Source organism: Gillisella vitis (assembly GCF_001541345.2).
GTDB lineage: Bacteria > Pseudomonadota > Alphaproteobacteria > Rhizobiales > Rhizobiaceae > Allorhizobium > Allorhizobium vitis.
The window spans coordinates 798539-820709 of record NZ_LMVL02000002.1 but is presented as its reverse complement, the minus strand read 5'-3'; the positions used below and the strand labels follow the sequence as shown (position 1 = coordinate 820709).

The window sequence follows — 22171 nt, the reverse complement described above, 5'->3', positions numbered from 1 at the left end:
TCTGACCGATGGCATTTTGCGCTTTCCCCCTAGTGAGCCGACAACAATGCTTGTTGAAGCAGATCGCTGCGCACCTTGTTTTTATGCTCCGCAACCATGCCCGGAATAAGGAATGCATCGATCAGCAACCATAGCCCAACGATTGCAAGCAAAATCAATCCCACGCCAACAACCGCAAGCAGCCAACCAGCAATAGTCATGAGCAGAATCGCAATCGCAGAACCTTTTCGACCAAGATAGAAGCGATGTCCACCGAGATAACCGACAAAGAACCAAAGCGCATAGCTTGCGCCCATCGACTTCGCTTCGTTGGTTACACGTTGTTCTATTAGAATTTGTTGTTCAGTTGATATAGCCATAAATGCCCCCAGGTTACCGAGGGAATTTATTGAAGGCTTCCGATTTACGCAACCCAAGACTGTATATTGCCAAAATACTCCCCATCAAGATGAAGAGATTGGGTAATTTCAGTCGCGCTGATACTCCACACCAAGCGTCGCCAGCGCGTCCCAATAGCCGGGATAGGTTTTCGCCACGCAGCCGGGATCGAGAATGGTGATGCCCCCCACTTTCAGGCCCGCCAGTGCAAAGCTCATGGCAATGCGGTGGTCGGCGAAGGTGTCGATGCTGGCTGGCAGGGTCTGTCCCACCAGCGTCGGATCGGAGGCGATGATCAGGTCGTCGCCCTCTTCCATGGCAAGGCCAAGGCGGATGGCGTTGAGGCCGGTCGAGAGCGCCCGGATGCGGTCGCATTCCTTGACGCGCAGATTGGCGATGCCGACGAAACGCACCGGCGTTTCGTTGAAGGCCGCCAGCACGGCGATGGTCGGGATGGCGTCCTGCATCTGGCTGCCGTCGATCACCTCGGGCATCTGCGGGAAAGCGGAAATCACCGCATGGGCCTTGGCATCGGGCTGGGTAAACTGACCGGCTGGCGTGCCGATATCGACCTTCCCACCGGTCAATACTTCCGCAGCCCAGAGATAGGTGGCGGCGGAGGCATCCGGCTCAATGTGGAAATCGCTTGCCTTGTAGCCGGTCGGGTCAACCCGCCAGATCGTCTCGGACGGTTGCTCAATACGGGCGCCGAAGGCGCGCATGGCCGCAAGCGTTAGATCGATATAGCCGCGTGCGCCGATCTCGCTACCGGCCAGTTCCACCTCGAATGCTTCACCCGCCATCGGGGCGGCCATCAGCAGGGCCGAGACATATTGGCTGGAGAGACCGGCATCGATCACCACCCGGTTTTTGGCAAATGCACCCTTGGCATCGATGGCAACCGGCGGGCAGCCGCTTGGGGCGGCAATCGCCACGCCCAGCGATTGCAGGGCATTGACCAGCGGCTGGATCGGCCGTTTGCGCATATGCTCGTCGCCATCGATGGTGAAACGGCCATTGGCCAGCGCCACCGCCGCCGTCAGGAAGCGGGTAGCGGTACCGGCGTTGCCCAGAAACAACGCTTCATCCGGTGCGCGCCACAGGCCCGTGCCGGTGACGACGAAGGTGGTCTCATCCGGCTCCTCGACGGTGACGCCCATGGCTCTCAGCGCATCCGCCATATAGCGGGTGTCATCGCTTTTCAGCGCGCCGGTCAACCGGCTGGTGCCATTGGCCAGACCCGCCAGCAATAATACCCGGTTGGTGATCGACTTCGAACCGGGCGGGCTGACATGGCCGGTTAGCGGCTTTCCGGGCGGCAGGATGGTGAGGGCGTCGGCGGTCTGGGCGGTAAGGGTCATGAGCATGTCCGTGGGTTAACCGGGCTTTTGCCTGCTGCATAATTCCTTAAATCGTTTCCGGCTTAAGGGCTTATGCAAGTAGCGCGCCGCCGTTTCCATTGCAATCTTCAATGTGCCACCCCTTCAAGGTTCAGGCTTCAAGCTTCAGGCAGATCGCGATCAAGGAACAACCGTGCCAGCCTGGTTTCCTGGGCTTTCGCCATCGTACGGGCATAGGCATCCATGGCCAAAAGCGAAAGCAGGCTCGCAACACCCCCAGCGGCAGCAAGATGCAGGATGTGTTGACTATGGGCCGAGAACTGCAACTGGTCGGCCACTGCCTGCGATACGACATTCATCACCGTCAGGCTCACCAGATTGCAGACCAGAATGGATGGGACGAGCCAGTACAAGTCTCGAACATTCAGGGCGGGCAAATCATGATCCGGCGCTTGTCCTTCCGGCGGAGCGTGGTCATCGCGCATGGTGATGCGGGCAATTTCCATCATCACCACCTGGGGAAATATATATTTGATGATCGGCACGAACCAGCAGATCACCGAGACCCAGGGGCCAAGTCGTGGCGGCGCATCAGGTGAAAGACGGGCGGCGAAGTGAACGGCAAACCACAGCCAGGCCAACCAGAAACAGGCGCTGGCAACCCGAAACACGACAGCGCCAATCTCAATGAAAGCCGCCCAGCGACCAACACCCTGCGCCAGCCAGCTGGTGACGCCGGTATAGGTGGCAAAGCCGGTGGCCGCCACCACATATTGAACCCAGGCGGTGTAGAGAAAAAACGGCACCAGAATGAAATAAAACACCCCGCAGAGAGCCGCGAGAATCAGCCAGCCGCGCCGCATCCATGTCATTCGCCGGAGAAGGGTGTCCAGCGTCATGCCCTTGCCCTCTCCCCAGCCGTTTCCAAGCTCTTAGGCGGCCTTGCCGAAATTCGCGCCACCGGCATCGGTCTGCAAAAAGGCCTCGCCGCAGGCCTTGGCCAGCGTGCGCACCCGCAGGATATAGCTCTGGCGCTCGGTGACGGAAATCACCCCGCGCGCATCCAGCAGGTTGAAGACGTGGCTTGCCTTGATGCATTGATCGTAGGCCGGAAAAACGCATTTATGCAGCACCTGATTGGCGCTTTCGCCCGGCGCACCGGCATCCAGCAGCGCCTGACATTCCTTCTCGGCATCGGTAAAATGCCGCAGCAGCATTTCGGTATTGGCATATTCGAAATTATGGCGGGAATATTCCTGCTCGGCTTGAAGGAAAACATCGCCGTAGGAGATCTTTTCCTCGCCGTCGCGGCCATTGAAGTTCAGGTCATAGACATTATCGACGCCCTGCACATACATGGCCAAACGCTCCAGACCATAGGTCAACTCACCCGCCACCGGCGAGCATTCGATGCCGCAGACCTGCTGGAAATAGGTGAATTGCGAGACTTCCATCCCGTCGCACCAGCATTCCCAGCCGAGACCCCAGGCGCCCAGCGTCGGGCTTTCCCAATCGTCTTCCACAAAGCGCACGTCATGCAACAGCGGATCGAGACCGATGGCCTTCAATGAGCCGAGATAAAGCTCCTGCAGGTTGGACGGGTTGGGCTTCAGGATCACCTGATACTGGTAGTAATGCTGCAAGCGATTGGGATTTTCACCATAGCGGCCATCGGAAGGACGGCGCGAGGGCTGAACGTAAGCGGCTTTCCAGGGCTTGGGGCCAAGCGCGCGTAGCGTTGTTGCCGGGTGAAACGTACCGGCGCCGACCTCCATGTCATAGGGTTGCAACACGGCGCAGCCCTTGTCGGCCCAGTAAGTGTGCAGCGTCAGGATCAGCGCCTGAAAGGAGCGCTTCGGGTCCATATGCGGGGCGGAGGCCGAAGGAGCGAGAGGAAGCGTCATGGGAACCTGCATTTATCATCGAAGTCAAAAGGTCAGTCTGACCTGCCATGCGCGGCCTTTGCGGTCAAGAGTGGCGTCGCTTGCGAGAGAGCTACTCGGCAGTCCTTGGTCTCTCAGTGACAGCAACCTGGTCCAATTGCCCGCGCAGCACAAACACCACGCCATCGGGGGCAAAATCAATCTTCGCCTCGCCGCGAAACAGATCCGCCACGACGCGCTCGGTCAGCTTGGAGCCGAAGCCGCGACGCTGCGGTTCAGACACGGGCGGCCCACCGCGCTCGCTCCAGCGCAGGAAAAAACGGCCATCCTCCTCATTGCCCCATTCCACCTCCACCTGACCGGCCGTTACCGACAGCGATCCATATTTCGTGGCATTGGTGGCAAGCTCATGCAAGGCAAGCGACAGGCCAAGCGCCTGGCGCGACGAGGCCTGCATGGATGTGGGGCCAATGATCAGGAAGCGTTCTGGACTGTCACGATGCGGGTCGATGGCGTTTTCGACCACTTCGGCGATATCCGCGGAGGCCACGCTCTTGCCGGTCAACAAATCCTGCGCCTTGGACAAGGCCTGAATGCGGGCCGAAACCTGGCTAGCCGCCTGCGGCAGCGATTGAGCGCTGCGCATGGTCTGGCCGACAATGGATTGCACCATGGCCAGCATGTTTTTTACCCGATGCGCGAGTTCACCGTTCAGCAGGCGCAATTCCTGCTCATAGGCTTCTTTTTGGCGAAGATGCTGGCGGGTTTCCTCATGGCGCGTCTCCAGCACCTGGCGGTCAAGCACGGCCTGCGTCGTCTCCGTGACGATGTTCAGCAGCCCATGCACCGCGCCATCGTCGCCGTAAAGCGGACTATAGGAAAAGGTCCAGTAGGTCTGCTCCGCAAAACCATTGCGGGTCATCACCAGCGGCATATTTTCTTCCCATGTTGCCGTGCCGGCCAGGGCGCTGCGCACATAGGGCAGAACCCCGTCCCAGACATCCGCCCAGATCTCGGCAAAGGGCCTGCCCAGGGCCTTGTCCTTGCGCAGGCCCAGTATCGGCTCATAGGCCTCGTTATAGAATTTCAGCAGGTCCGGCCCCCACCAGAAGCACATCGGCTGGCGCGAGGCCAACACCATCCGCATGGTGATTTTCAGCGACAGTGGCCAGCTCTTGATTGGACCCAGCGATGTCGCTGCCCAGTCGAAATGGCGGATCATCTCACCAATCCGGCCGCCGCCTGCCAGGAAATCATCGGTGCTGATAGAGACATGAGAGGATGGCCAGGCCTGTTTGGCCTCCGGAAAAGACAATGCCAAGATCCCCCAGGTTCACAATATCACTTCAAATGTCGCAGCACTGAGCGCCCTTCGGGCGCATTCAGGCTCGCTTCAACAGTTTATACGCTTTGCATAATCTCTGCCCTGAACCATAGGCGCCCAGGCAGCATTGCCGTCGTTTCAGTGAAACAGGTTTCACTGCGGCTTGTTCCCGTTCATAAGATCATAATTTTCACGGGATGCAAGCAAAGCGATACAACCGGGCTGTTTTTAGCACTTTGTTTTGGCAGGCTATTCTTTGGCCGAAGACGCCACTGTCTATCAGTCGTCCTGCTTCACCCGGTATTCGCCAGTCTTCGGGTCCTTGACCAGAGTGGTGACCGCATCGCTCTCGCGCCCGCTGCGGCCACGGGCATTCACAGTCTTACGCTGCGCTACCGATGCGGTCCAGCGCCGGTAATACCAGACGGCAAGGCCGATCAGGATGATAAAAAAGAGAATGCGTGTCATGCTGCCTGCTCGCCAACGGATCGACATGCCCGCTGGAAAACCGACAGGACATCACCCTCTTTTATCAGGTCGCCCGCATCTCCGAAAGCCCCGCTCTTGCCAAAACCCAGATGACATCAAGCATATCTTAAAGCCCGTAGCGCGCCCACAGCGCCCGGTCTTCCAGCGTCTCGACAAGACCGGCGGCGGCGGCACTGCCGATATCCCCGGACGCCGAGATGCCCGAAGCCGATAGCGCCGTATCAACGCCTGACAGACGTCGGCCGAACAGGCCCCGCGCGCCGGAGATCAATTCCAGCCGGGCTGTCTTGCCATACCGCGCCTTGATGTCTTCGCGCATGCTGCCAAGGCCATCCACCAGACCAAGCTCGAAACCCTTGCGCCCGGTCCAGAACAGGCCGGAAAACAGCTCCGGATTGTCGTTAAGCCGGATGCCGCGCCGCGTCTTGACCATATCGATGAACACGTCGTGAATATCCAGCTGAAGGGTCTTCAGATACTCGATATCGCTTTGCTTTTCCGGCTGGAACGGATCGAGCATCACTTTGTTTTCGCCCGCCGTATAGACGCGCCGCTCGATGCCGATCTTCTTCAGCAGGTCGGGAAAGCCGAACCCGCCGGAGACCACGCCGATCGAGCCGACAATCGAGGTCGGGTCGGCAATGATTTCATCACCGGCCAAGGCGATCATATATCCACCGGAGGCTGCCACATCTTCCACGAACACCAGCACGGTCTTGCTGTGTTCATCGGCCAGGGTGCGAATGCGTTGGTAGATCATCCGCGATTGCACCGGCGAACCGCCCGGCGAATTGATCGACAGAACCACAGCCGGGCTGTCCTTCAACTTGAAGGCTTTTTCCAGAAGTGGTGCGACAGCGGCGAGGTTCAGCGCCGGGCGAAACCGGCTGCCACCACTCATGATCGCGCCATGCAGCCGCACGACCGGAATGACGATTTCCTGCTTGCGAAACCGCTTGGGCACCCACCGCTTCCATAGACCCGCCATGCGTCATATCCTTTGCTGCTTCAAACCGAACAGTCATGTAAGTCCTGAAGGCGTAAACGCAATGGCAGGGCTGATTTTTGCCGGATGACCTAGCCGCAGCAACCGATCACATCGCCTTGATGTCCAGCCGCGGATAGGCCCCTCGACCATTGTTGAGCGCATCGACCTGCGGCAGGAAGGCATGGCCTTCAGGCCCATGCATGATCAGCGGGCTGCGAAAGGCGAGCCGGGCGCGCGAGCCTTTAATCGCCGTCAGCAACAGGCGGATAGCATTTTCGCCCTCCCTTGGATGGATGAGGGTGATCTCGATGCCGCCGAACCTTTTGCCGCAGGCGGCGATGATCTCGGCTACCGATTGCGGTCGGGCAATCAGCGACAATTGCCCGCCGGGTTTCATGATGGCACCAGCGGTGCGCAGCCAGCGTTCAAACAGATCCCCGTCCATGGCATGCGCCTCGGCCTTCAGGCTGTCAGGCGTCGCGCGGTCGCGGCCGTCATTGAAGGGCGGGTTCATGATCACATGATCGAAAGCATCGTCCGGCAATCCCGCCGCCCGGCGCGCCCGCCCCGTCAGCGTCACATCCGCCGCTACCAGGTTTACCCGGTTGGCCAGATGGGCATTCTCAGTCAGGTCGAGGGTCTTTTGCGCATAGGACAACATCTCAGGGGAACGCTCAACCAGCGTCACCGTGGCCGTCGGAAGACGCGAGGCGACAGCCAGACCCGCGCCACCGGCGCCAGCGCCCAGATCCGCGACAGCCCCACCCTCCCCCACCAGCGCCGCCAAGAGCATGGCATCCATGCCAGCGCGATGACCACGGCCTTTTGGCTGCACGAGGAAAAAGCCGCCGCGATGAAAGGCATCGACGGTTTCGTTGATGATATCGGAGGCAGTCCCCTCAAAAGCCATGGCCTTCTATCCCGATCTCGCTTATGCCGCGCCGTCGCGCAATTCTGCGCCAAGGCCAGCATCGATCAGGATGCGCCGCGCTTCCTCTGCCCGGCCCGGCTCGACCAGAAAACGGCGCGGCAAAAGGCCAAGCGATCCTTCCAGAATGCTCATCGACTGGTCGGCGATCAGGCTCTCGATACCGGCATCCTTCATCAGGCTCTGGGCAAAGGACAGTAAAACGGCGTCATTGGTGCGAATGAGTTCATGCATGCGATGATGAGTCCTATCAAATCTGCGGGATAGCGAAATTCCGCTCTTGCCGGGCCGCCAACGGCTTTTTATGTTCGTTTCAACATTCTGTCTCGATTTTTTGCGCAAACACCGCTTGATTGCGCGACAGTCAGGCAAAAACACCGTAAGTTGGGTCGCAACTGCGATATAATTGCCAGATCAAGTTGGGATTGAGATAGCATTGAGCCTTGGATATAAGGGACCAACTCGGTCTTGTGGTGTGATAATCCACACGCTATCGCAGTCCTGATACAGGAATAAACAGGAGTCCGGACAGTTGGGCGCAGTGATACCGCTTGGTGACAAGAAAAACAAACAGGCCTCGGTGCAACCTCTGGTGGACCTGACCCGCAGCGGCATGGAGCGGGTCAATCAGTTGATCCTGTCCAAGGCAGGCTCCGATGTCCAGATGATTCCGGAAGTCGCCAATCACCTGATTTCCTCCGGCGGCAAGCGTCTGCGACCGATGCTGACGCTGGCCTCCGCCGCGATGTTTGGCTATGAGGGCGAAGGCCATATCAAGCTCGCCACCAGCGTCGAATTCATGCACACTGCCACGCTGCTACATGACGACGTGGTCGATGAGAGCGACCTGAGGCGCGGCAAATCCACAGCCCGGATGATCTGGGGCAACCAGGCCAGCGTGTTGGTCGGCGATTTCCTGCTTGGCCAGGCATTTCGCATGATGGTCGAGGTCGGCTCGCTGGAAGCGCTGGACGTGCTGTCAACCGCAGCCTCGGTGATTGCCGAGGGCGAAGTGCTTCAGCTTTCGGTGGCCAAGAACATGGAAACCACCGAGGACGATTATCAGGCGGTCATTCGCGCCAAGACAGCGGCGCTGTTTGCCGCCGCCGCCGAAGTTGGTCCCATTGTGGCCGGAACGGACAAGGCAGCGCGCAATGCGCTGAAATCCTATGGCATGAATTTGGGCCTGGCCTTCCAACTGGTCGATGATGCCCTGGATTATGGCGGCAAGGTCGCCGATCTCGGCAAAAATACCGGAGACGATTTCCGCGAGGGCAAGATCACCCTGCCAGTCATTCTTGCCTACCGGCGCGGCAACGAAACCGAGCGGGGCTTTTGGCGCGAAGCGCTCGAAGGCGGCAGGCATGACGATGCCAATCTGGAAAAGGCCATGGGGCTGATTACCAAATACAACGGTCTTTCCGATACGGTGGCGCGGGCCATTCACTATGGCGACGTCGCGCGCGATGCCCTGGCGCCGGTGCCTGACGGCGTCTGGAAAGATGCTTTGATGGACGTGATCGATTTCTGCATCGAACGGGTCAGTTAAAACATTCCAGCCAGAACATGTTGCGGTTTGGTATCTGGAAATACATCCACCAAAGACACCCGGTTTTCTTGAAACGCTGAAATGCTCCGACGTTCCGGCGGAAAACCTGGAGCCATTGCCGCTAACACGTTCCGGGAGGTTTTTATGTCACTTACGCAAAAAAGCCATTCTGTTGCCATCACATTGACTGGTCACGTGGGGGCAAGGCTCTTACATATCATGTTCCGGTCTCAGCGAACTGGCTGGCAGCGAGCCTCGCGGCCTTCTGATTCGCTGGCCTGATGTTGAATTTTCCGATCCGGCCAACATGGCCGGTGACCCTGGTTGCCCGATCCGGTCGAATGACCGGTGATCTTGGTTGAAAGGCTTCTTCATGCGGCAGATCTTTGCCAAACGCTTCCTCTCGGGCACAGCGCTCCTGCTTCTGGTGTCCTTCAGCGGGGGCGTCCTCCCGTCCTTCCTGGCTCCGCCGGTAGCGATGGCGGCAGAAACGGCGAAACAGCCAGTCGATGGCTTCGATCTCGATGAGGTTGATACTCTCTCCGGCGCCTATCTGGCGGCCCGCACGGCCAACACCGACCGCGATTTCACCACCGCCGTCGCCCTCTACGAGAAGGCCCTGCGTTTCGAACCGCAGGACCTGGAAATCCGCGAAAGCCTAATGCTGTCACTGCTGATGGCCGGTCGCTTCGAGGAAGGCGCAAAATATGCCAACGAGCTGCGCAAGGATCAGGCCGTTGAACGCATTACCGCCATTGTTCGCGGTCTGGAGGCTATCAAAGGCAAGAAATACCGCACAGCGGAAAAAGTCCTTGCCTATAAAGGGCCGAACGACCTCGACCGGCTGACCAATGCGCTTCTGACCGCCTGGGCGAAAATGGGCGCCGGGCGTGGCAAGGAAGCCCTTGCCGATCTCGACAAGATGAAAGGCCCGGACTGGTACGGCATTTTCAAGAACTACAATGCTGGCGTGATGGCTGCCGCGATTGGCGACGAGACCAAAGCCCGCAGCTATTTGAGCGGCGTTATCACCGACCGCGAAGGCGGCGCGACCGCGCCCGACACGTTCCTGCGTGCCGTCATGGCCCTGGCAACGCTGGAAGCCAAGACTGGCAACAAGCAGAAGGCACTCGATGCGCTGGCGGCTGGCGATGAAGTGTTGAACAATTATCCGCCCTTCAAGGCGATGCGCGAGCGGATCGAAAAGGGCGAGGTTCCCAAGCCGCAGGTGGCCACCGCCGATGAAGGAGCAGCCTCGGTGCTGTTTTCGATCGGCGGCGCCCTGAACCGTCAGGGAACTCAGGACACGGTTGCGCTCTATCTGCAATTGTCACGGGCGCTCGATCCCGACAGTGCCGATACGCTGATCATGCTGGGTGGCATTGCCGAGGGCAACAAGCAGACTGATCTCGCCATTTCCTTATACAAGCAGGTTCCCGCCGAATCGCCGATGCGGCGGATTTCCGAAATGCAACTGGGTCTGGCACTGGCCGAAACCGGTAAGGTCGAGGAATCCAAGGCGCATCTCAAATCACTGATCGCGTCTGATCCGCAGGATATTCGCTCCTATCTGGCCTATGGCAGCGTGTTGTCGGATGCCAAGGACTACACCGAGATGGCTGCCAATTACGACAAGGCGGCGGAGATTCTCGGTTCTGCCCCCGGAAAGAACCAGTGGCCGGTGTTTTTCCAACGCGGCATTGCCTATGAACGTTTGAAAAAATGGGACCAGGCCGAACCAAACTTCCGCAAGGCGCTGGAGCTCAACCCCCAGCAGCCGCAGGTTCTCAACTATCTCGGTTATTCCTGGGTGGATATGAACCGCAATCTCCAGGAAGGTCTGGAGATGATCAAGAAAGCTGTCGAGCTGAAGCCGGATGATGGCTATATCGTCGATTCGCTCGGCTGGGCTTATTATCGGCTGGGCCGATATGACGAGGCGGTCGAGGAATTGGAGCGCGCCGTGCAGTTGAAGGCCGGTGACGCGACCATCAACGACCATCTGGGCGACGCCTATTGGCGGGTTGGCCGCAAGCTGGAAGCCACCTTCCAGTGGCGTCAGGTTCTGGCCTTCAAGCCGGAACCGGAACTGATCGCTACGGTGCAGGAAAAGCTGGAAAAAGGATTGCCTGACCTGCCCGCCGGGCCGGGGGCAGCCGAAGCCACGCCGCCGGTCGCCCCGGCGCCCGCACCCACGCCGCAGACACCGGATCAACCTGAAAAGAAATCCTAGGCATCGTCGATGCCTTGGTTTTCAAACAGGGCGAGGCAGGAACCCGAATGACCGTATTTCGTGAAATTGCAGCGGCAAAGATTAATCTTGCCCTGCATGTCACGGGCAGACGGGATGATGGCTACCACCTTCTCGATACGCTCGTGACATTTGCCGAACATGGCGACGTGATCACCGTTGAAACGGCCCGACAGGATGAATTTACCCTGTCGGGCCGCTTCGCAGGCCCCCTTCAGTCGGAAGATCCGGCTGGAAACCTGATTATTCGGGCGCGGGATCTGTTGCGGACAACCACTCTGGCCAAGGGCCTGCCCGCCCCGCCCGTTGCCATCGCCCTTCAGAAAAATCTGCCGATCGCATCCGGCATCGGTGGTGGGTCAGCCGATGCCGCAGCCACGCTGCGCGCTTTGCAGCGCCTATGGGACAGCCATCTTGAGCCAGCTGCCCTGGAAGATCTGGCCCTAAAGCTGGGGGCGGATGTGCCGATGTGTCTTGCAAGCACATCATTGCGCGCCACAGGCATTGGCGAGGAATTGACACGCCTGCCGACCTTGCCGAGCTTCGGCATTCTGCTCGGCAATCCGTTGCAGGCGGTGTCGACACCGGCAATCTTCAAGGCGATGACACGGCGCGACAACCCGCCGATTGGCCCACTGCCAACCCTAGCGGAGCAAGACCCGTGGACAGAAACGCTCTGCCAATTGCGCAATGATCTGCAACCCGCAGCCGAAATCTTGTGTCCGCATATAGCCGAGCTTTGCCGGATGATTGCGGCAACCGGCGCACTTGTAACCCGGATGTCCGGCTCCGGCGCCACGTGTTTCGGCCTTTATCCCACCTATGAAGCCGCTGTCGCCGCTGAAAAACTGCTTCTCACGGAGAGGCCTGATTGGTATTTTCAAGCGAGCCGGACTCTATAAACTATCGCGTGGTTCGGGATTGACCGGACATGCTATAGACTTGTGTTTTCGCATGTATTTTCCCAAAACGGCTGCACACGTTCGGGAAACATGCTGTATCGGAGACATGACATGCCTGGATTAGACGAAACACGCGCCTTTATTCCGCTCGGTATTGCCGTTCTGACCGTTTCCGACAGCCGTATTTTGGCCGACGACCGCTCCGGCGACGTGTTGGCCGAACGGATCGAATCAGCTGGTCACCGGCTCATCGACCGCGCCATCGTCACCGACGATGCCGACCGGATCGCCAACCAGGTGCGCGCCTGGAGCCAATCGCAGGATGTCGATGTGATCATCACCACCGGTGGCACCGGCTTTACCGGTCGGGATGTGACGCCGGAAGCGGTGGAGCCGCTGTTTGATAAGCGGATGGACGGATTTTCCGCCGTGTTTCACCGGATTTCCTATGACAAGATCGGCACCTCGACCATCCAGTCGCGCGCCACAGCCGGGCTCGCCAATGGCACCTTCGTTTTCGTCCTGCCCGGCTCACCCGGCGCCTGCAAGGATGGGTGGGACGGCATTCTCGCACAACAGCTGGACTATCGCTACCGGCCCTGCAATTTCGTGGAAATCATGCCACGGCTGGCCGAGCATCTGAAGCGGGACAAGGCGTAAAACAAAAACACTGGCTGGGCCGATATGGGGGCAAGCCCAGCACCAAGAATTGAAGCCTGAGGGCCTTAACCGGCAATGTTAAGCCCGTGCCTGACGGACCGCCCAGGCTGGCACCATTTCACTCGACAGCGCCCGGCCCCTCAGGCCAACGACCAGATCGGCTAGCTTCATGCCCGTCTTGACCAGGGATTGGGCCTGACTCTTTCGCAACAGAAATCCATGTTCCAACGGCGGACCGCGTCGGGTGAAGCGTCGGAAAAACGGACGCTTATGATGTCTTGAGGGTGAAAACCGGGCTGGCGCGCTGTTCAGCGCCACATATTCAGCGACTTCCTCGATCCATCCTGACGATGGCCGGGCGCCTGGCTCAACCAGGAGCAACCATTCGCCCCTGGCGGCCGCGACCACATCTCGCAAATCCCAAATCATGTGAAATCGGCAGCCCGCTGCGTCGGCCAACCGCGACGTCCCATCGCTGGACCCATGATCCAGAACAACCACGTCACAAATAATACCCTGCACCGCCCCGGCGACAAGGGTGGTCAAGGTTTGTGCCAATTCGCTTTCCTGATCGCGGCATTCGATAATAACAGTCAACATCCGTTACTCATACCGCAATGCATCATGCTTTACCACGGGTGAACCGTGCTTGACTGGAATTTGATCGAGGACAGATTGGCAAGTGGATAGAGCAGGACATGCTGTTTTTTACTTCTCATTGCGACCATTGAATATATTTTTTGGTGTGTTTTTTGATTTTGCGCAATCCATGATTGGGTTTTCACGATCGGCATTTTGTTCTTGCATTGTTCTCTTTTTAGCGTTAGATCTGTGCTCATGAAAGGGCCGGTTGGCCCGTCAGGAGTTCCAAATGACCGTACTGTCTGATGTCAGGCAGGCTGCTTTTCAGCCTGCCAATACGGCGGATATTGCCGACGCGCTGCTGGTCGCCTCAGGGCTTCGGGTGGATGGCGCACGCAGGCGCGGACGCGGCGCGGGGCTCAATCCCTCCGGGCGTTTTGAAACGCTGGAGCGGCAGCTGGAAGACGATGGCTGGGCAAGTCTCGAAGACATGCCGCCGTTCCGCACCGAAGTCCAGGTGGAGCGGCCAAAGACGGTGATTACCCGCAATGATTCGCCGGACATTCCCTTCGATCGTTCGGTCAATCCGTATCGTGGCTGTGAGCATGGTTGCATCTATTGTTTTGCCCGGCCCAGCCACAGTTATATGGGCCTGTCTCCAGGGCTTGATTTCGAAGCCCGGCTGTTTGCCAAGCCGGATGCGCCAAAACTATTGGAGCGCGAACTGTCCAAGCCAGGCTACAAGCCTCGCACCATCGCCATCGGCACCAATACCGATCCTTACCAGCCCATCGAGCGGGAATGGCGGATCATGCGGCAATTGCTTGAGGTCTTGAAGGAGGCCAATCATCCGGTTGCCATCGTCACCAAGTCGGCAATGGTGCTGCGCGACATCGATCTTCTGGCCGACATGGCCGAAAAGGGCCTGGCCAAGGTTGGTATTTCAGTCACCACGCTGGATCGCAAGCTGGCCCGGACGATGGAACCTCGCGCTTCAACCCCAAGCCGTCGGCTGGAGGCGATCAAGGCCCTGAGCGAGGCTGGCATCTCGACAAGTGTCTTGGTGTCGCCGATCATTCCCGCCCTGAATGATCATGAAATTGAGCGTATCCTCGATGCTGCCAAGGCAGCCGGGGCCTCGGAGGCAAGCTATGTCCTGTTGCGCCTGCCACTGGAGGTCAGCCCGCTGTTTCGTGACTGGCTTCTGCAACATTATCCTGACCGCTACCGCCATGTCATGTCGCTGGTGCGCTCAATGCGCGATGGCAAGGATTACGATGCGGAATTCGGCAAGCGGATGAAAGGCACTGGCCCCTATGCCTGGCAGATCAGCCGCCGTTTCGAGATTGCCACCAAGCGGCTCCAAATGGGCCGTCGGAGCATGCAATTGCGCGACAATCTGTTCATCCCGCCGATGGGCAATGGTGTGCAACTGTCCCTGCTGTAGCAAACCATTGTTCGACCTGGCAGCCCGGGTGGAAGAGAGTGATCACTCTGGTACCTCCGCCCCGGGCCTCGGACTATCCATCCAACCCGGCAGCATGCAGATAAATTTCAACCTTCTCTTTCCGAGGCCACACCGCCTACCGCAAGGGCGGCCCTCGGAAATGCCGGAAGCGGTTTCCTTGACCGCTTGTCCGGCGCGGCGTCGCGGTCTTGGGTAGAGGGATCGACCCCTTTTGATCCTTCTGCATCAAAGCGACGCCGAAGCCTTTTACCAACAGCATGACAGCGTCGTGCGTTTGACAAAACGCCAAAGTACACGACGCAAACGTCTCTCGGCTTTGCCGCCCCCTCTTGCCTTTGCCTCTGCCTTCTCCCGGATGGGGAGTAGGTGGCGGCGGCTTCTTGTGCCTTCTACGCGCAAGCAAAAGCCGATAAACGCCTTTGCTAGCAGCCTCAGGATGAGGCTCGGTGTTGTCGTGTTGACCTCTTCTCCCCAGCGGGGAGAAGTCCCCGGCAGGGGGATGAGGGGGGCGAAGCCAATTCATCAAGGTGCGTCGTGTACTCTAATAAAACGCACAAAGGACGTTGTAACACTCTAACTCCCCGCATAATTCTCCCCTCAAACCGATTCCGGTTTAAAGAGGTATGCAACGGGCTTGCAAGCCACGCGGATGATGTGCGACGTCTGCCACATGCCAAAACGTTCTCCATCCGACATGCCCGATCTTTTCACCCTGCCCCTGACCGGGCCGGATTTTTCGCTGGAAGAGAGTTTTCGGGCCAAAGGGTGCTGGCCGGTGGCTGGCACGGATGAGGCCGGGCGCGGACCCTTGGCCGGGCCGGTGGTGGCCGCAGCCGTCATTCTCGACCCAGAGGCCATTCCTGACGGTCTCAACGACTCGAAAAAGCTTACGGCGGCCAGACGCGAGGCGCTTTTCATTCAGATTCTGGCAACGGCAACGGTCTCCATCGCCTCTTCAGGCTCCGACCATATCGACCGGCGGGATATTCGCAAAGCCAGCCTCGACGCCATGCGCCGGGCAGCAGCTGGGCTTTCACTCGCCCCCGCCCATCTGCTTTGCGATGGCAAGGACGTTCCTCCTGGGCTGATCTGTGGCGGGACAGCCGTGATCAAAGGCGATGCAAGATCGCTCTCCATTGCCGCCGCATCGATTGTCGCCAAGGTCATGCGAGACCGGATGATGACGCGCGCCGCCCTGGTCTTTCCTCAATACGGCTTTGATGCGCATGCGGGCTACGGCACCAAGGCCCACCAGCAGGCTATCGCCGACCATGGTCCCTGCCCCCTTCACCGGATGAGTTTCAGTCCTCTGCGCATATCGGATGAACGGACACGAAATGAGAGTGTGTCAGGTTCAGAGTGAACCACACGGACTGTCATTTCTCTCGTTTTCCTATGTATCTTTGGAAAATTCGGCTTCCATTTTTCTTCCGCATAATTCCTTAAATCCCAGTGAGTTTAAGTGGGACATTACGCAGCCGATATAAAGTCTCACCGTGCCATGCCAACAGCCGAACATAAAAAAGCCGGGCTGAGCCCGGCTTTCAATTTATCACTGATAAACAATCTCAGTTCAGACGGTTTTTCACTTCGCTTACAGACGAATTAAATAGGCCTGACTGCAATTGCGCATCGACTTTCTGCTTCAACAAGGTCTCGGCAGCCGAGATAGCAAGATCGACAGCCGCTGAGCGAACCGCATTGATGGCGTCGGTTTCGGCCTGCTTGATCTTCTGTTCCGACAGCGCATTGCGGCGCTGAACGAATTCCTCGGTCTTCTGGCGGGCTTCTTCCGTCAGGGCCGCAGCTTCACGCTCGGCGGCGGCAACGATGGCCTGGGCTTCCGCTTCAGCCTGCTTGCGCTTGGCACGATACTCAGCCAGCAATTGCTGGGCTTCTTCCCGCAAGCGCTTGGCTTCCGCCAATTCCTCACGGATATTGTCTGCCCGCGCATCCAGCGACTTCGCCATCATGCCCGGGACTTTGAGATAGGCAATCAGTGCCAGAAACAGCACCAGGCCGACAAAGGCGAAGAAAGTTGCATCATATTGCATCGGTTCAGCCCCTCTTGCCAGCGGCAACAGCCGATTGCGCATCTGCTGCGGTGACATTTGCACCGGTCAGTTGCTCAACGATGGCGGCAACGGTTTCCGTCGCAATCGTATCGACCTCGGCAAAAGCCTTGGTCTTGATTGCTGCAATGCTGGCTTCCGCCGCAGCAACCTTGCTGGACAGCTCAGCCTCGACAGCAGCGCGGTCGGCAGCAGCCTTGGCCTTGGCGGCTTCCCGCGCGGCAGAGGCGATCTGGTTGCCCTTCGCCTTGGCGGCGGTCAATTCTTTTTCATAGGTCTCGACTTCGGCATCTGCTTCCGCCTTCAGGCGGCTGGCCTCATCGATATCCTTGGCGATACGGTCGTGACGATTTTCGAGGATACCGCCGACGCGTGGCACGATGACCCGCTGCATCAGAATGTAGAACAGGCCAAAGGTGATGACCAGCCACAACAGCTGCGATGGGAACGTAGAATGGTCGAAGGGCGGAAATACGCCTCGTCCATGTCCGGCTTCCGCGGGAACGCCGGTTTCCGTGTGGGTCTCAGCCGCTGCCGGGACTTCCTCGGCATAGGCGGGGGTAACGAACATACTCGCCTCCAGTATCCTGCTAATACAAAAGATCACGGCCGACGTCGAAGGCCGGCCGTGATCCTGAATTCCGCTGAAATCAGACAGCGAACAGGAGCAGGAGGGCTACGAGCAGCGAGAAGATGCCCAGAGCTTCCGTAACGGCGAAGCCGAATACCAGACGGCCAAACTGGCTGTCAGCGGCAGACGGATTGCGCAGTGCGCCCGACAGGTAGCTGCCGAAAATGTTGCCAAGGCCGAGAGCCGTGCCGGCCATGCCAAAGCAAGCCAGACCTGCGCCGATGAACTTTGCTGCTTCCGCTTCCATGAGAGTACTCCTTTGAAATGGTTATTGCGGCGAATGACTGACGCTTGTTACGCCAATGTCGATATCCTTAGTGCCCACCGGGATGGATTGCGTCGTTCAGGTACATGCAAGTCAGTACCGCGAAGACGTAAGCCTGAAGGAAGGCAACCAGGAACTCCAGACCGGTCAGTGCGACGGTCATAGCGAGAGGAAGGAGCGCGCCACCGACGCCAAGGGCGCCAAGGCTGCCAAGCGAGGCAACGAAGCCCGCAAACACCTTCAATGTGATGTGGCCTGCCAGCATATTGGCAAACAACCGGATCGACAGAGAAATCGGGCGCGACAAGAACGAGATCACCTCGATCGGCACCACGAGTAACAAGAGAGCGCCAGGGACGCCAGAGGGCACGAACAAATTGAGGAAGCCAAGGCCGTGCTTATAGAAACCATAGACCAACACCGTGCCGATTACAAAAATCGCCAACGCAAAGGTGACGACGATCTGGCTGGTGATGGTGAAGAAATAGGGCATCATGCCGAGAAGGTTCGCGGTCAACACGAACATGAACAGCGAGAACACCATTGGGAAGAATTTCATCCCGTGGCTGCCCGCCCCTTCCCGCAGCATCGACGCCACGAATTCATAGGACATTTCCGCGACCGACTGCGCCCGACCGGGAATCAGGCCGCGATTGGATGTGGCGAAATAGAGGAAGCCAGCTGCGCAGGCCACCGTCGCCACCATGAACAGCGAGGCATTGGTGAACGAAAAATCAATGCCACCAATCTCGATCGGAACAATCTTGTGGATCTGGAACTGATGGGTCGGATCGTTTGACACCTGGTGATCTCTCTCGCTTTTGCCACCCTCAGGCAGCGTTCCTTACCTCGTCCGCCGGATGCCAGGCATCCGCCGTGTTATTTCCCTTTGCCGTCCGAGCTTCGATCCGCAGGATGGGGCGACGCCACCTTTCCTGCCGCACGCAGCACGTTCAGCACACCGGCGCAAAACCCCAGCAACAGGAGGACGATAAGCCCCCAAGGCGAAGTTCCGGCAAAATGATCGATCAGGAAGCCCAGAATGATACCGACGATGATGGCGGAAAGGAATTCGCTGGAGAGCTTCATGGCCTGAGCATAGCCTTTTCGGCTTGCCTGCGCCCGCTCGTCCTGTGCGGCCTCTTCCCCCGTCCGCAGATCTTTCGCAGCCAGCTTGGCTCCGAGATGGCTGCGACGCCGTTCCAATTCTCTTTCCTGATCGTCCATGCGCCCTCCCCGTCCGAACCCGGTCCGGCTGCTAAAGCCTTGTCCGAGTATGCAAACAGCTCGGATTTACACATTGTCCGACCGGTTCTGAATTTGGCCGCACCATAATTTTGCGAGCTTTGATAGTCAAGGCATTGCCGAGGGTTGCTTCACGACAAATTAACCGAATAAAATCAGCTCCTTAGTCGAAATTTTCGAATTCCCCACAGAAAGTGGCATGAAAAAGCCGCGTTCCAGGCGGTGAATTCCCGGAATCGGTGCGGCTTTGTGGCGATGCCCGTCGCGTGAAACACCGCCACACATAACCCTCAGATGATCACATGCGAGCCAAGTTCAACGACGCGATTGGCCGGAAGCCGGAAGTAATCCGAAGGGTCGGTTGCCGAATTGGCAAGCGCGATGAACAGCCTGTCCTGCCAGTTTGGCATGCCTGCCTTGGCGTCCGGCACAAGCTTGCGGCGGCCGAGATAGAAGGAGGTGGACATGATGTCGAATTTCAGCCCACCCTTGCGCAGCTTGGCCAGAGCCTGCGACACATTCTGCTGTTCCATATAGCCGAAACGGATCTCCACCCGGCTGAACCGCTCCGACAGGCTTTCGGCCACGAAGCGTTCCGCTTCGCTGGCGCGGGGCCGGTTGACGGTCTTGATGGTCAGGATGATGTTCTTCTCATGCAGAACGTGGTTGTGCTTGAGATTATGCAGCAGGGCCGCAGGCGCCGTTTCCGGGTCGCTGGTCAAAAAGATGGCCGTGCCCGGCACGCAGACCGGCGCATGCTCGCTCTTGCGCTCCACCGAGGAAATGAACGAGGACAGCGGAATATCGGCATGGCGGGTCTTGGCAAACAGGATGGCCGTGCCGCGCCGCCACGTCCACATGACGATGGTAAAGCCAGCCGCAAACAGCACCGGAATATAGCCGCCATCGTGGATCTTCAGCAGGTTGGCGCCGAGGAATACCGTTTCCAGTGCCAGAAGCGGCACGATCACCAGCAGCGCCACGAAAACCGACCATTTCCACTTCTTACGCACGAATTCGAACGCCATGATGGTCGTGACGACCATGGCGCCAGTCACGGAAATACCATAGGCGGTGGCCAGCGCATCCGAGCTTTCAAACAATAGCACCAGGCTGAGAACGCCAAGCAGCAGCAGCGTGTTGACGGCAGGAAGATAGATCTGTCCGGTATTGGTTTCCGAGGTGAACAGGATCTCCATGCGCGGCAGGAAGCCGAGATGGATGGCCTGACGCACCATGGAAAACGCCCCTGTTATCACCGCCTGGCTGGCAATGACGGTGGCCGCCGTCGCCAGGATGATGACCGGCAGGATGGCCCAGCTTGGAAACATCAAATAGAAAGGGTCCGATGCCATGGCCGAGTCCTTCAGCACCAGCGCGCCCTGGCCGAGATAGTTCAGCACCAAGGCCGGAAACACCAGCACGAACCACGCCCACTGGATCGGGCGACGGCCAAAGTGGCCAAGGTCGGCATAGAGTGCTTCGGCACCGGTGACGGTCAGGAAAACCGCGCCCAACACGACGAAACCGAGAAATTTCTCCTGAAACAGGAAGGTCACGGCGTGGATCGGGTTGAAGGCCCGAAAAATTGCCGGGTCATCGAAAATATGACCGATACCGCCTGCCGCCATCACCAGGAACCAGACCACGGTGATCGGCCCGAAGAAATTGGCGACCGCGCCCGTGCCGCGCGACTGCACGGCAAACAGCACGATCAGGATCACCACCGAGATCGGCACGATAAAGCCGGAGGATTGCGGCGCCACCAGTTTCAACCCTTCCACCGCCGACAGAACCGACAGCGCAGGCGTGATCATGGCATCACCCAGAAACAGCGCCGCCCCGACCAGGCCCAACACCATCAGCACGACGGTATGACGCCCCGCCGATTTGCTGAGCAAGGCCAGCAGCGACAGGGTGCCGCCTTCGCCGTCATTGTCGGCGCGCAGCAGAAACAGCACATATTTCAGCGTGACGATGATCGTCAGCGTCCAGACGATCAGCGAAGTCAGGCCGATCACCTCGAAACGGGTAATGCCGTCATGGGCAATCGGCTTCAGCGCCTCGCGAAACGCATAGAGCGGGCTTGTGCCGATATCGCCGTAGACGACGCCGACCGAACCGAGCGCCAGCAGCATCAGGCTGCGCACGTCTTTCTTTTCGGCCGGTGCTGCGTGGGTGTTTTCCTGGGACATCAATCTTACAGGCTCTCAGAGCCAGCCTTTCGAGCGGAAGAACAGGAAGGGAATGATCGCGGACAGAACCATGACGATCAGAGCAAATGGGTAGCCAAGCAGCCACGTCAACTCCGGCATGACCTGAAAGTTCATTCCATAGATGGAAGCGACCAGCGTCGGCGGCAAAAACACCACCGATGCAATCGAGAAAATCTTGATGATCGAATTCTGTTCGACATTGATCAGGCCAAGCGAGGCATCAAGCATGAAACTGATATTGCTGGCGATGAAACCGGCATGTTCGGACAGGGATTGGATATCGTGAGAAATGACCTTGCACAGATCACGCGGCTCACCACTCGTCTTGAACGGTTCCACCGACAGCAAAAAGGACGACAGCCGCGACAGGGATGCCAGGCTGTCGCGCGTCTTGCTGACCAACCGGTGATGGCTGGCGATATCGAACAGACGATCTTCCAGGAACCGCGCCGCGCGGCGCTTGGTCCGGCTGCGGTCAACGAATACATCGCCGGACAGCGCATCGACCCGCATGCCGGCAATTTCCAGGATTTCGGCGGTGCGATCGACCACCGTTTCCAAAAGTCGCGCCAGCATGACGGCGTTGGAGGTACAATGGGCATGATTGCGGCTGAGGGCTGCGGTAAACAGGCCAAAGGCGCGGGGCTCGGCGTAGCGCACGGTGACCAGCCGGCCCCCACCCAGAATGAAGGCGACATCGGCCAGATGCGGCAGGTCCGATTCGGCCTTACAGAGCAGCGATGCGGTCATGTAAACGCCATGATCGTCCATATACAATCGGCTGGACGGCTCGATATCCTTGAGGTCGTCACGGGTGGGAAGCGGCAGGCCCAGCAAGCGCTCGGCCAAAGCCTCCTCTGTCCTGTCAGGATTGAGAAGATCGAGCCATAGAACATCTTTGTCCAGCACCGCTGGCGCATCGCTGGGCAGGATCATATCTGCCGTCCCGTCACACCTGTAAGCTTTGATCAAACGTTCGACACCTTTGCCCGATGACGGA

Annotated in this window: 23 protein-coding genes; 6 read left to right on the top strand and 17 right to left on the bottom strand. The window is 58.6% G+C overall.

Going from position 1 to position 22171, the window contains the following annotated elements:
* Positions 1–29: 29 nt before the first annotated feature.
* The 9 genes from ASB66_RS08700 to ASB66_RS08660 all read right to left on the bottom strand — a co-directional run bounded on the left by ASB66_RS08700 (position 30) and on the right by ASB66_RS08660 (position 7564).
* Positions 30–359: a TM2 domain-containing protein gene (locus ASB66_RS08700; protein WP_060719143.1), complete on the bottom strand. Its 330-nt coding sequence runs from the start codon at positions 357–359 to the stop codon at positions 30–32.
* 108 nt (positions 360–467) lie between these two features.
* Positions 468–1739, bottom strand: a complete 1272-nt coding sequence (locus tag ASB66_RS08695) for a 3-phosphoshikimate 1-carboxyvinyltransferase (RefSeq protein ID WP_060719272.1) — start codon at positions 1737–1739, stop codon at positions 468–470.
* A 137-nt stretch (positions 1740–1876) separates the two neighbouring features.
* Positions 1877–2617, bottom strand: coding sequence for a DUF4328 domain-containing protein (locus ASB66_RS08690; protein WP_060719144.1), 741 nt, complete (start codon positions 2615–2617; stop codon positions 1877–1879).
* 33 nt (positions 2618–2650) lie between these two features.
* A complete protein-coding gene (locus ASB66_RS08685; protein ID WP_060719273.1) occupies positions 2651–3583 on the bottom strand; it encodes a glycine--tRNA ligase subunit alpha in 933 nt (310 codons plus the stop codon).
* 130 nt (positions 3584–3713) lie between these two features.
* Positions 3714–4916 carry a PAS domain-containing sensor histidine kinase gene (locus tag ASB66_RS08680; protein WP_234612743.1) on the bottom strand — a complete coding sequence of 401 codons (1203 nt, stop codon included), beginning with the start codon at positions 4914–4916 and terminating at the stop codon, positions 3714–3716.
* Positions 4917–5204: 288 nt separating this feature from the next.
* Positions 5205–5393 (bottom strand): hypothetical protein, encoded by a 189-nt coding sequence (locus ASB66_RS08675; protein WP_147274026.1) that lies wholly within the window; start codon positions 5391–5393, stop codon positions 5205–5207.
* 127 nt (positions 5394–5520) lie between these two features.
* Positions 5521–6402 (bottom strand): S49 family peptidase, encoded by an 882-nt coding sequence (locus tag ASB66_RS08670; protein ID WP_060719146.1) that lies wholly within the window; start codon positions 6400–6402, stop codon positions 5521–5523.
* A gap of 106 nt (positions 6403–6508) precedes the next feature.
* A complete protein-coding gene (locus ASB66_RS08665; RefSeq protein ID WP_060719147.1) occupies positions 6509–7312 on the bottom strand; it encodes a tRNA1(Val) (adenine(37)-N6)-methyltransferase in 804 nt (267 codons plus the stop codon).
* Positions 7313–7333: 21 nt separating this feature from the next.
* Positions 7334–7564, bottom strand: a complete 231-nt coding sequence (locus ASB66_RS08660; protein WP_041696271.1) for a putative signal transducing protein — start codon at positions 7562–7564, stop codon at positions 7334–7336.
* 298 nt (positions 7565–7862) lie between these two features.
* Between ASB66_RS08660 and ASB66_RS08655 the strand changes: the two genes are divergently transcribed.
* The 4 genes from ASB66_RS08655 (at position 7863) to moaB (ending at position 12692) form a co-directional block, all read left to right on the top strand.
* Positions 7863–8879, top strand: a complete 1017-nt coding sequence (locus tag ASB66_RS08655; RefSeq protein WP_060719148.1) for a polyprenyl synthetase family protein — start codon at positions 7863–7865, stop codon at positions 8877–8879.
* 373 nt (positions 8880–9252) lie between these two features.
* Positions 9253–11112 (top strand): tetratricopeptide repeat protein, encoded by a 1860-nt coding sequence (locus ASB66_RS08650; RefSeq protein ID WP_060719149.1) that lies wholly within the window; start codon positions 9253–9255, stop codon positions 11110–11112.
* A 47-nt stretch (positions 11113–11159) separates the two neighbouring features.
* Positions 11160–12032, top strand: coding sequence for a 4-(cytidine 5'-diphospho)-2-C-methyl-D-erythritol kinase (locus ASB66_RS08645; protein WP_114386386.1), 873 nt, complete (start codon positions 11160–11162; stop codon positions 12030–12032).
* Between the two features lie 111 nt (positions 12033–12143).
* On the top strand, positions 12144–12692 hold the full coding sequence (moaB, locus tag ASB66_RS08640) for a molybdenum cofactor biosynthesis protein B (RefSeq protein WP_060719151.1): 549 nt from the start codon (positions 12144–12146) through the stop codon (positions 12690–12692).
* 78 nt (positions 12693–12770) lie between these two features.
* On the opposite strand, the gene ASB66_RS08635 is transcribed toward moaB, so the two are convergent.
* The gene (locus ASB66_RS08635) at positions 12771–13292 is read right to left on the bottom strand and encodes a glycosyltransferase family 2 protein (RefSeq protein WP_060719152.1); all 522 of its coding nucleotides are present in this window, start codon (positions 13290–13292) and stop codon (positions 12771–12773) included.
* A gap of 271 nt (positions 13293–13563) precedes the next feature.
* Here ASB66_RS08635 and ASB66_RS08630 point away from each other — a divergent pair, with 271 nt between their 5' ends.
* Positions 13564–14721 carry a PA0069 family radical SAM protein gene (locus ASB66_RS08630; protein WP_060719153.1) on the top strand — a complete coding sequence of 386 codons (1158 nt, stop codon included), beginning with the start codon at positions 13564–13566 and terminating at the stop codon, positions 14719–14721.
* 691 nt (positions 14722–15412) lie between these two features.
* Entirely contained in the window at positions 15413–16105 is a 693-nt protein-coding gene (locus ASB66_RS08625) for a ribonuclease HII (protein ID WP_060719154.1), read from the top strand.
* A 205-nt stretch (positions 16106–16310) separates the two neighbouring features.
* Here the strand turns inward: ASB66_RS08625 and ASB66_RS08620 are convergent, their stop codons facing one another.
* From ASB66_RS08620 to ASB66_RS08590, 7 genes are all read right to left on the bottom strand, one after another.
* A complete protein-coding gene (locus ASB66_RS08620; RefSeq protein ID WP_060719275.1) occupies positions 16311–16796 on the bottom strand; it encodes a F0F1 ATP synthase subunit B in 486 nt (161 codons plus the stop codon).
* A 4-nt stretch (positions 16797–16800) separates the two neighbouring features.
* On the bottom strand, positions 16801–17385 hold the full coding sequence (locus tag ASB66_RS08615) for a F0F1 ATP synthase subunit B (protein ID WP_060719155.1): 585 nt from the start codon (positions 17383–17385) through the stop codon (positions 16801–16803).
* A gap of 79 nt (positions 17386–17464) precedes the next feature.
* Positions 17465–17692 carry a F0F1 ATP synthase subunit C gene (locus ASB66_RS08610; protein WP_003588243.1) on the bottom strand — a complete coding sequence of 76 codons (228 nt, stop codon included), beginning with the start codon at positions 17690–17692 and terminating at the stop codon, positions 17465–17467.
* A gap of 67 nt (positions 17693–17759) precedes the next feature.
* A complete protein-coding gene (locus ASB66_RS08605) occupies positions 17760–18512 on the bottom strand; it encodes a F0F1 ATP synthase subunit A (RefSeq protein WP_015915077.1) in 753 nt (250 codons plus the stop codon).
* Positions 18513–18589: 77 nt separating this feature from the next.
* Complete coding sequence (locus ASB66_RS08600) at positions 18590–18937, bottom strand: AtpZ/AtpI family protein (protein ID WP_015915076.1); 348 nt, start codon at positions 18935–18937, stop codon at positions 18590–18592.
* 308 nt (positions 18938–19245) lie between these two features.
* On the bottom strand, positions 19246–21150 hold the full coding sequence (locus ASB66_RS08595) for a potassium transporter Kup (protein WP_060719156.1): 1905 nt from the start codon (positions 21148–21150) through the stop codon (positions 19246–19248).
* Between the two features lie 15 nt (positions 21151–21165).
* A complete protein-coding gene (locus tag ASB66_RS08590) occupies positions 21166–22143 on the bottom strand; it encodes a magnesium transporter CorA family protein (RefSeq protein WP_060719157.1) in 978 nt (325 codons plus the stop codon).
* Positions 22144–22171 lie beyond the last annotated feature (28 nt).

Excerpts from the sequence above, each read along its gene's own strand:
- ASB66_RS08700 (WP_060719143.1), bottom strand. The coding sequence starts at position 359 with ATGGCTATATCAACTGAACAACAAATTCTAATAGAACAACGTGTAACC.
- ASB66_RS08690 (WP_060719144.1), bottom strand. The coding sequence starts at position 2,617 with ATGACGCTGGACACCCTTCTCCGGCGAATGACATGGATGCGGCGCGGC.
- ASB66_RS08620 (WP_060719275.1), bottom strand. The coding sequence starts at position 16,796 with ATGCAATATGATGCAACTTTCTTCGCCTTTGTCGGCCTGGTGCTGTTT.
- ASB66_RS08610 (WP_003588243.1), bottom strand. The coding sequence starts at position 17,692 with ATGGAAGCGGAAGCAGCAAAGTTCATCGGCGCAGGTCTGGCTTGCTTT.
- ASB66_RS08635 (WP_060719152.1), bottom strand. The coding sequence starts at position 13,292 with ATGTTGACTGTTATTATCGAATGCCGCGATCAGGAAAGCGAATTGGCA.
- ASB66_RS08630 (WP_060719153.1), top strand. The coding sequence starts at position 13,564 with ATGACCGTACTGTCTGATGTCAGGCAGGCTGCTTTTCAGCCTGCCAAT.
- ASB66_RS08695 (WP_060719272.1), bottom strand. The coding sequence starts at position 1,739 with ATGACCCTTACCGCCCAGACCGCCGACGCCCTCACCATCCTGCCGCCC.
- ASB66_RS08650 (WP_060719149.1), top strand. The coding sequence starts at position 9,253 with ATGCGGCAGATCTTTGCCAAACGCTTCCTCTCGGGCACAGCGCTCCTG.
- moaB (WP_060719151.1), top strand. The coding sequence starts at position 12,144 with ATGCCTGGATTAGACGAAACACGCGCCTTTATTCCGCTCGGTATTGCC.
- ASB66_RS08645 (WP_114386386.1), top strand. The coding sequence starts at position 11,160 with ATGACCGTATTTCGTGAAATTGCAGCGGCAAAGATTAATCTTGCCCTG.
- ASB66_RS08685 (WP_060719273.1), bottom strand. The coding sequence starts at position 3,583 with ATGGACCCGAAGCGCTCCTTTCAGGCGCTGATCCTGACGCTGCACACT.
- ASB66_RS08615 (WP_060719155.1), bottom strand. The coding sequence starts at position 17,385 with ATGTTCGTTACCCCCGCCTATGCCGAGGAAGTCCCGGCAGCGGCTGAG.
- ASB66_RS08625 (WP_060719154.1), top strand. The coding sequence starts at position 15,413 with ATGCCAAAACGTTCTCCATCCGACATGCCCGATCTTTTCACCCTGCCC.
- ASB66_RS08665 (WP_060719147.1), bottom strand. The coding sequence starts at position 7,312 with ATGGCTTTTGAGGGGACTGCCTCCGATATCATCAACGAAACCGTCGAT.
- ASB66_RS08600 (WP_015915076.1), bottom strand. The coding sequence starts at position 18,937 with ATGGACGATCAGGAAAGAGAATTGGAACGGCGTCGCAGCCATCTCGGA.
- ASB66_RS08595 (WP_060719156.1), bottom strand. The coding sequence starts at position 21,150 with ATGTCCCAGGAAAACACCCACGCAGCACCGGCCGAAAAGAAAGACGTG.
- ASB66_RS08670 (WP_060719146.1), bottom strand. The coding sequence starts at position 6,402 with ATGGCGGGTCTATGGAAGCGGTGGGTGCCCAAGCGGTTTCGCAAGCAG.
- ASB66_RS08660 (WP_041696271.1), bottom strand. The coding sequence starts at position 7,564 with ATGCATGAACTCATTCGCACCAATGACGCCGTTTTACTGTCCTTTGCC.
- ASB66_RS08675 (WP_147274026.1), bottom strand. The coding sequence starts at position 5,393 with ATGACACGCATTCTCTTTTTTATCATCCTGATCGGCCTTGCCGTCTGG.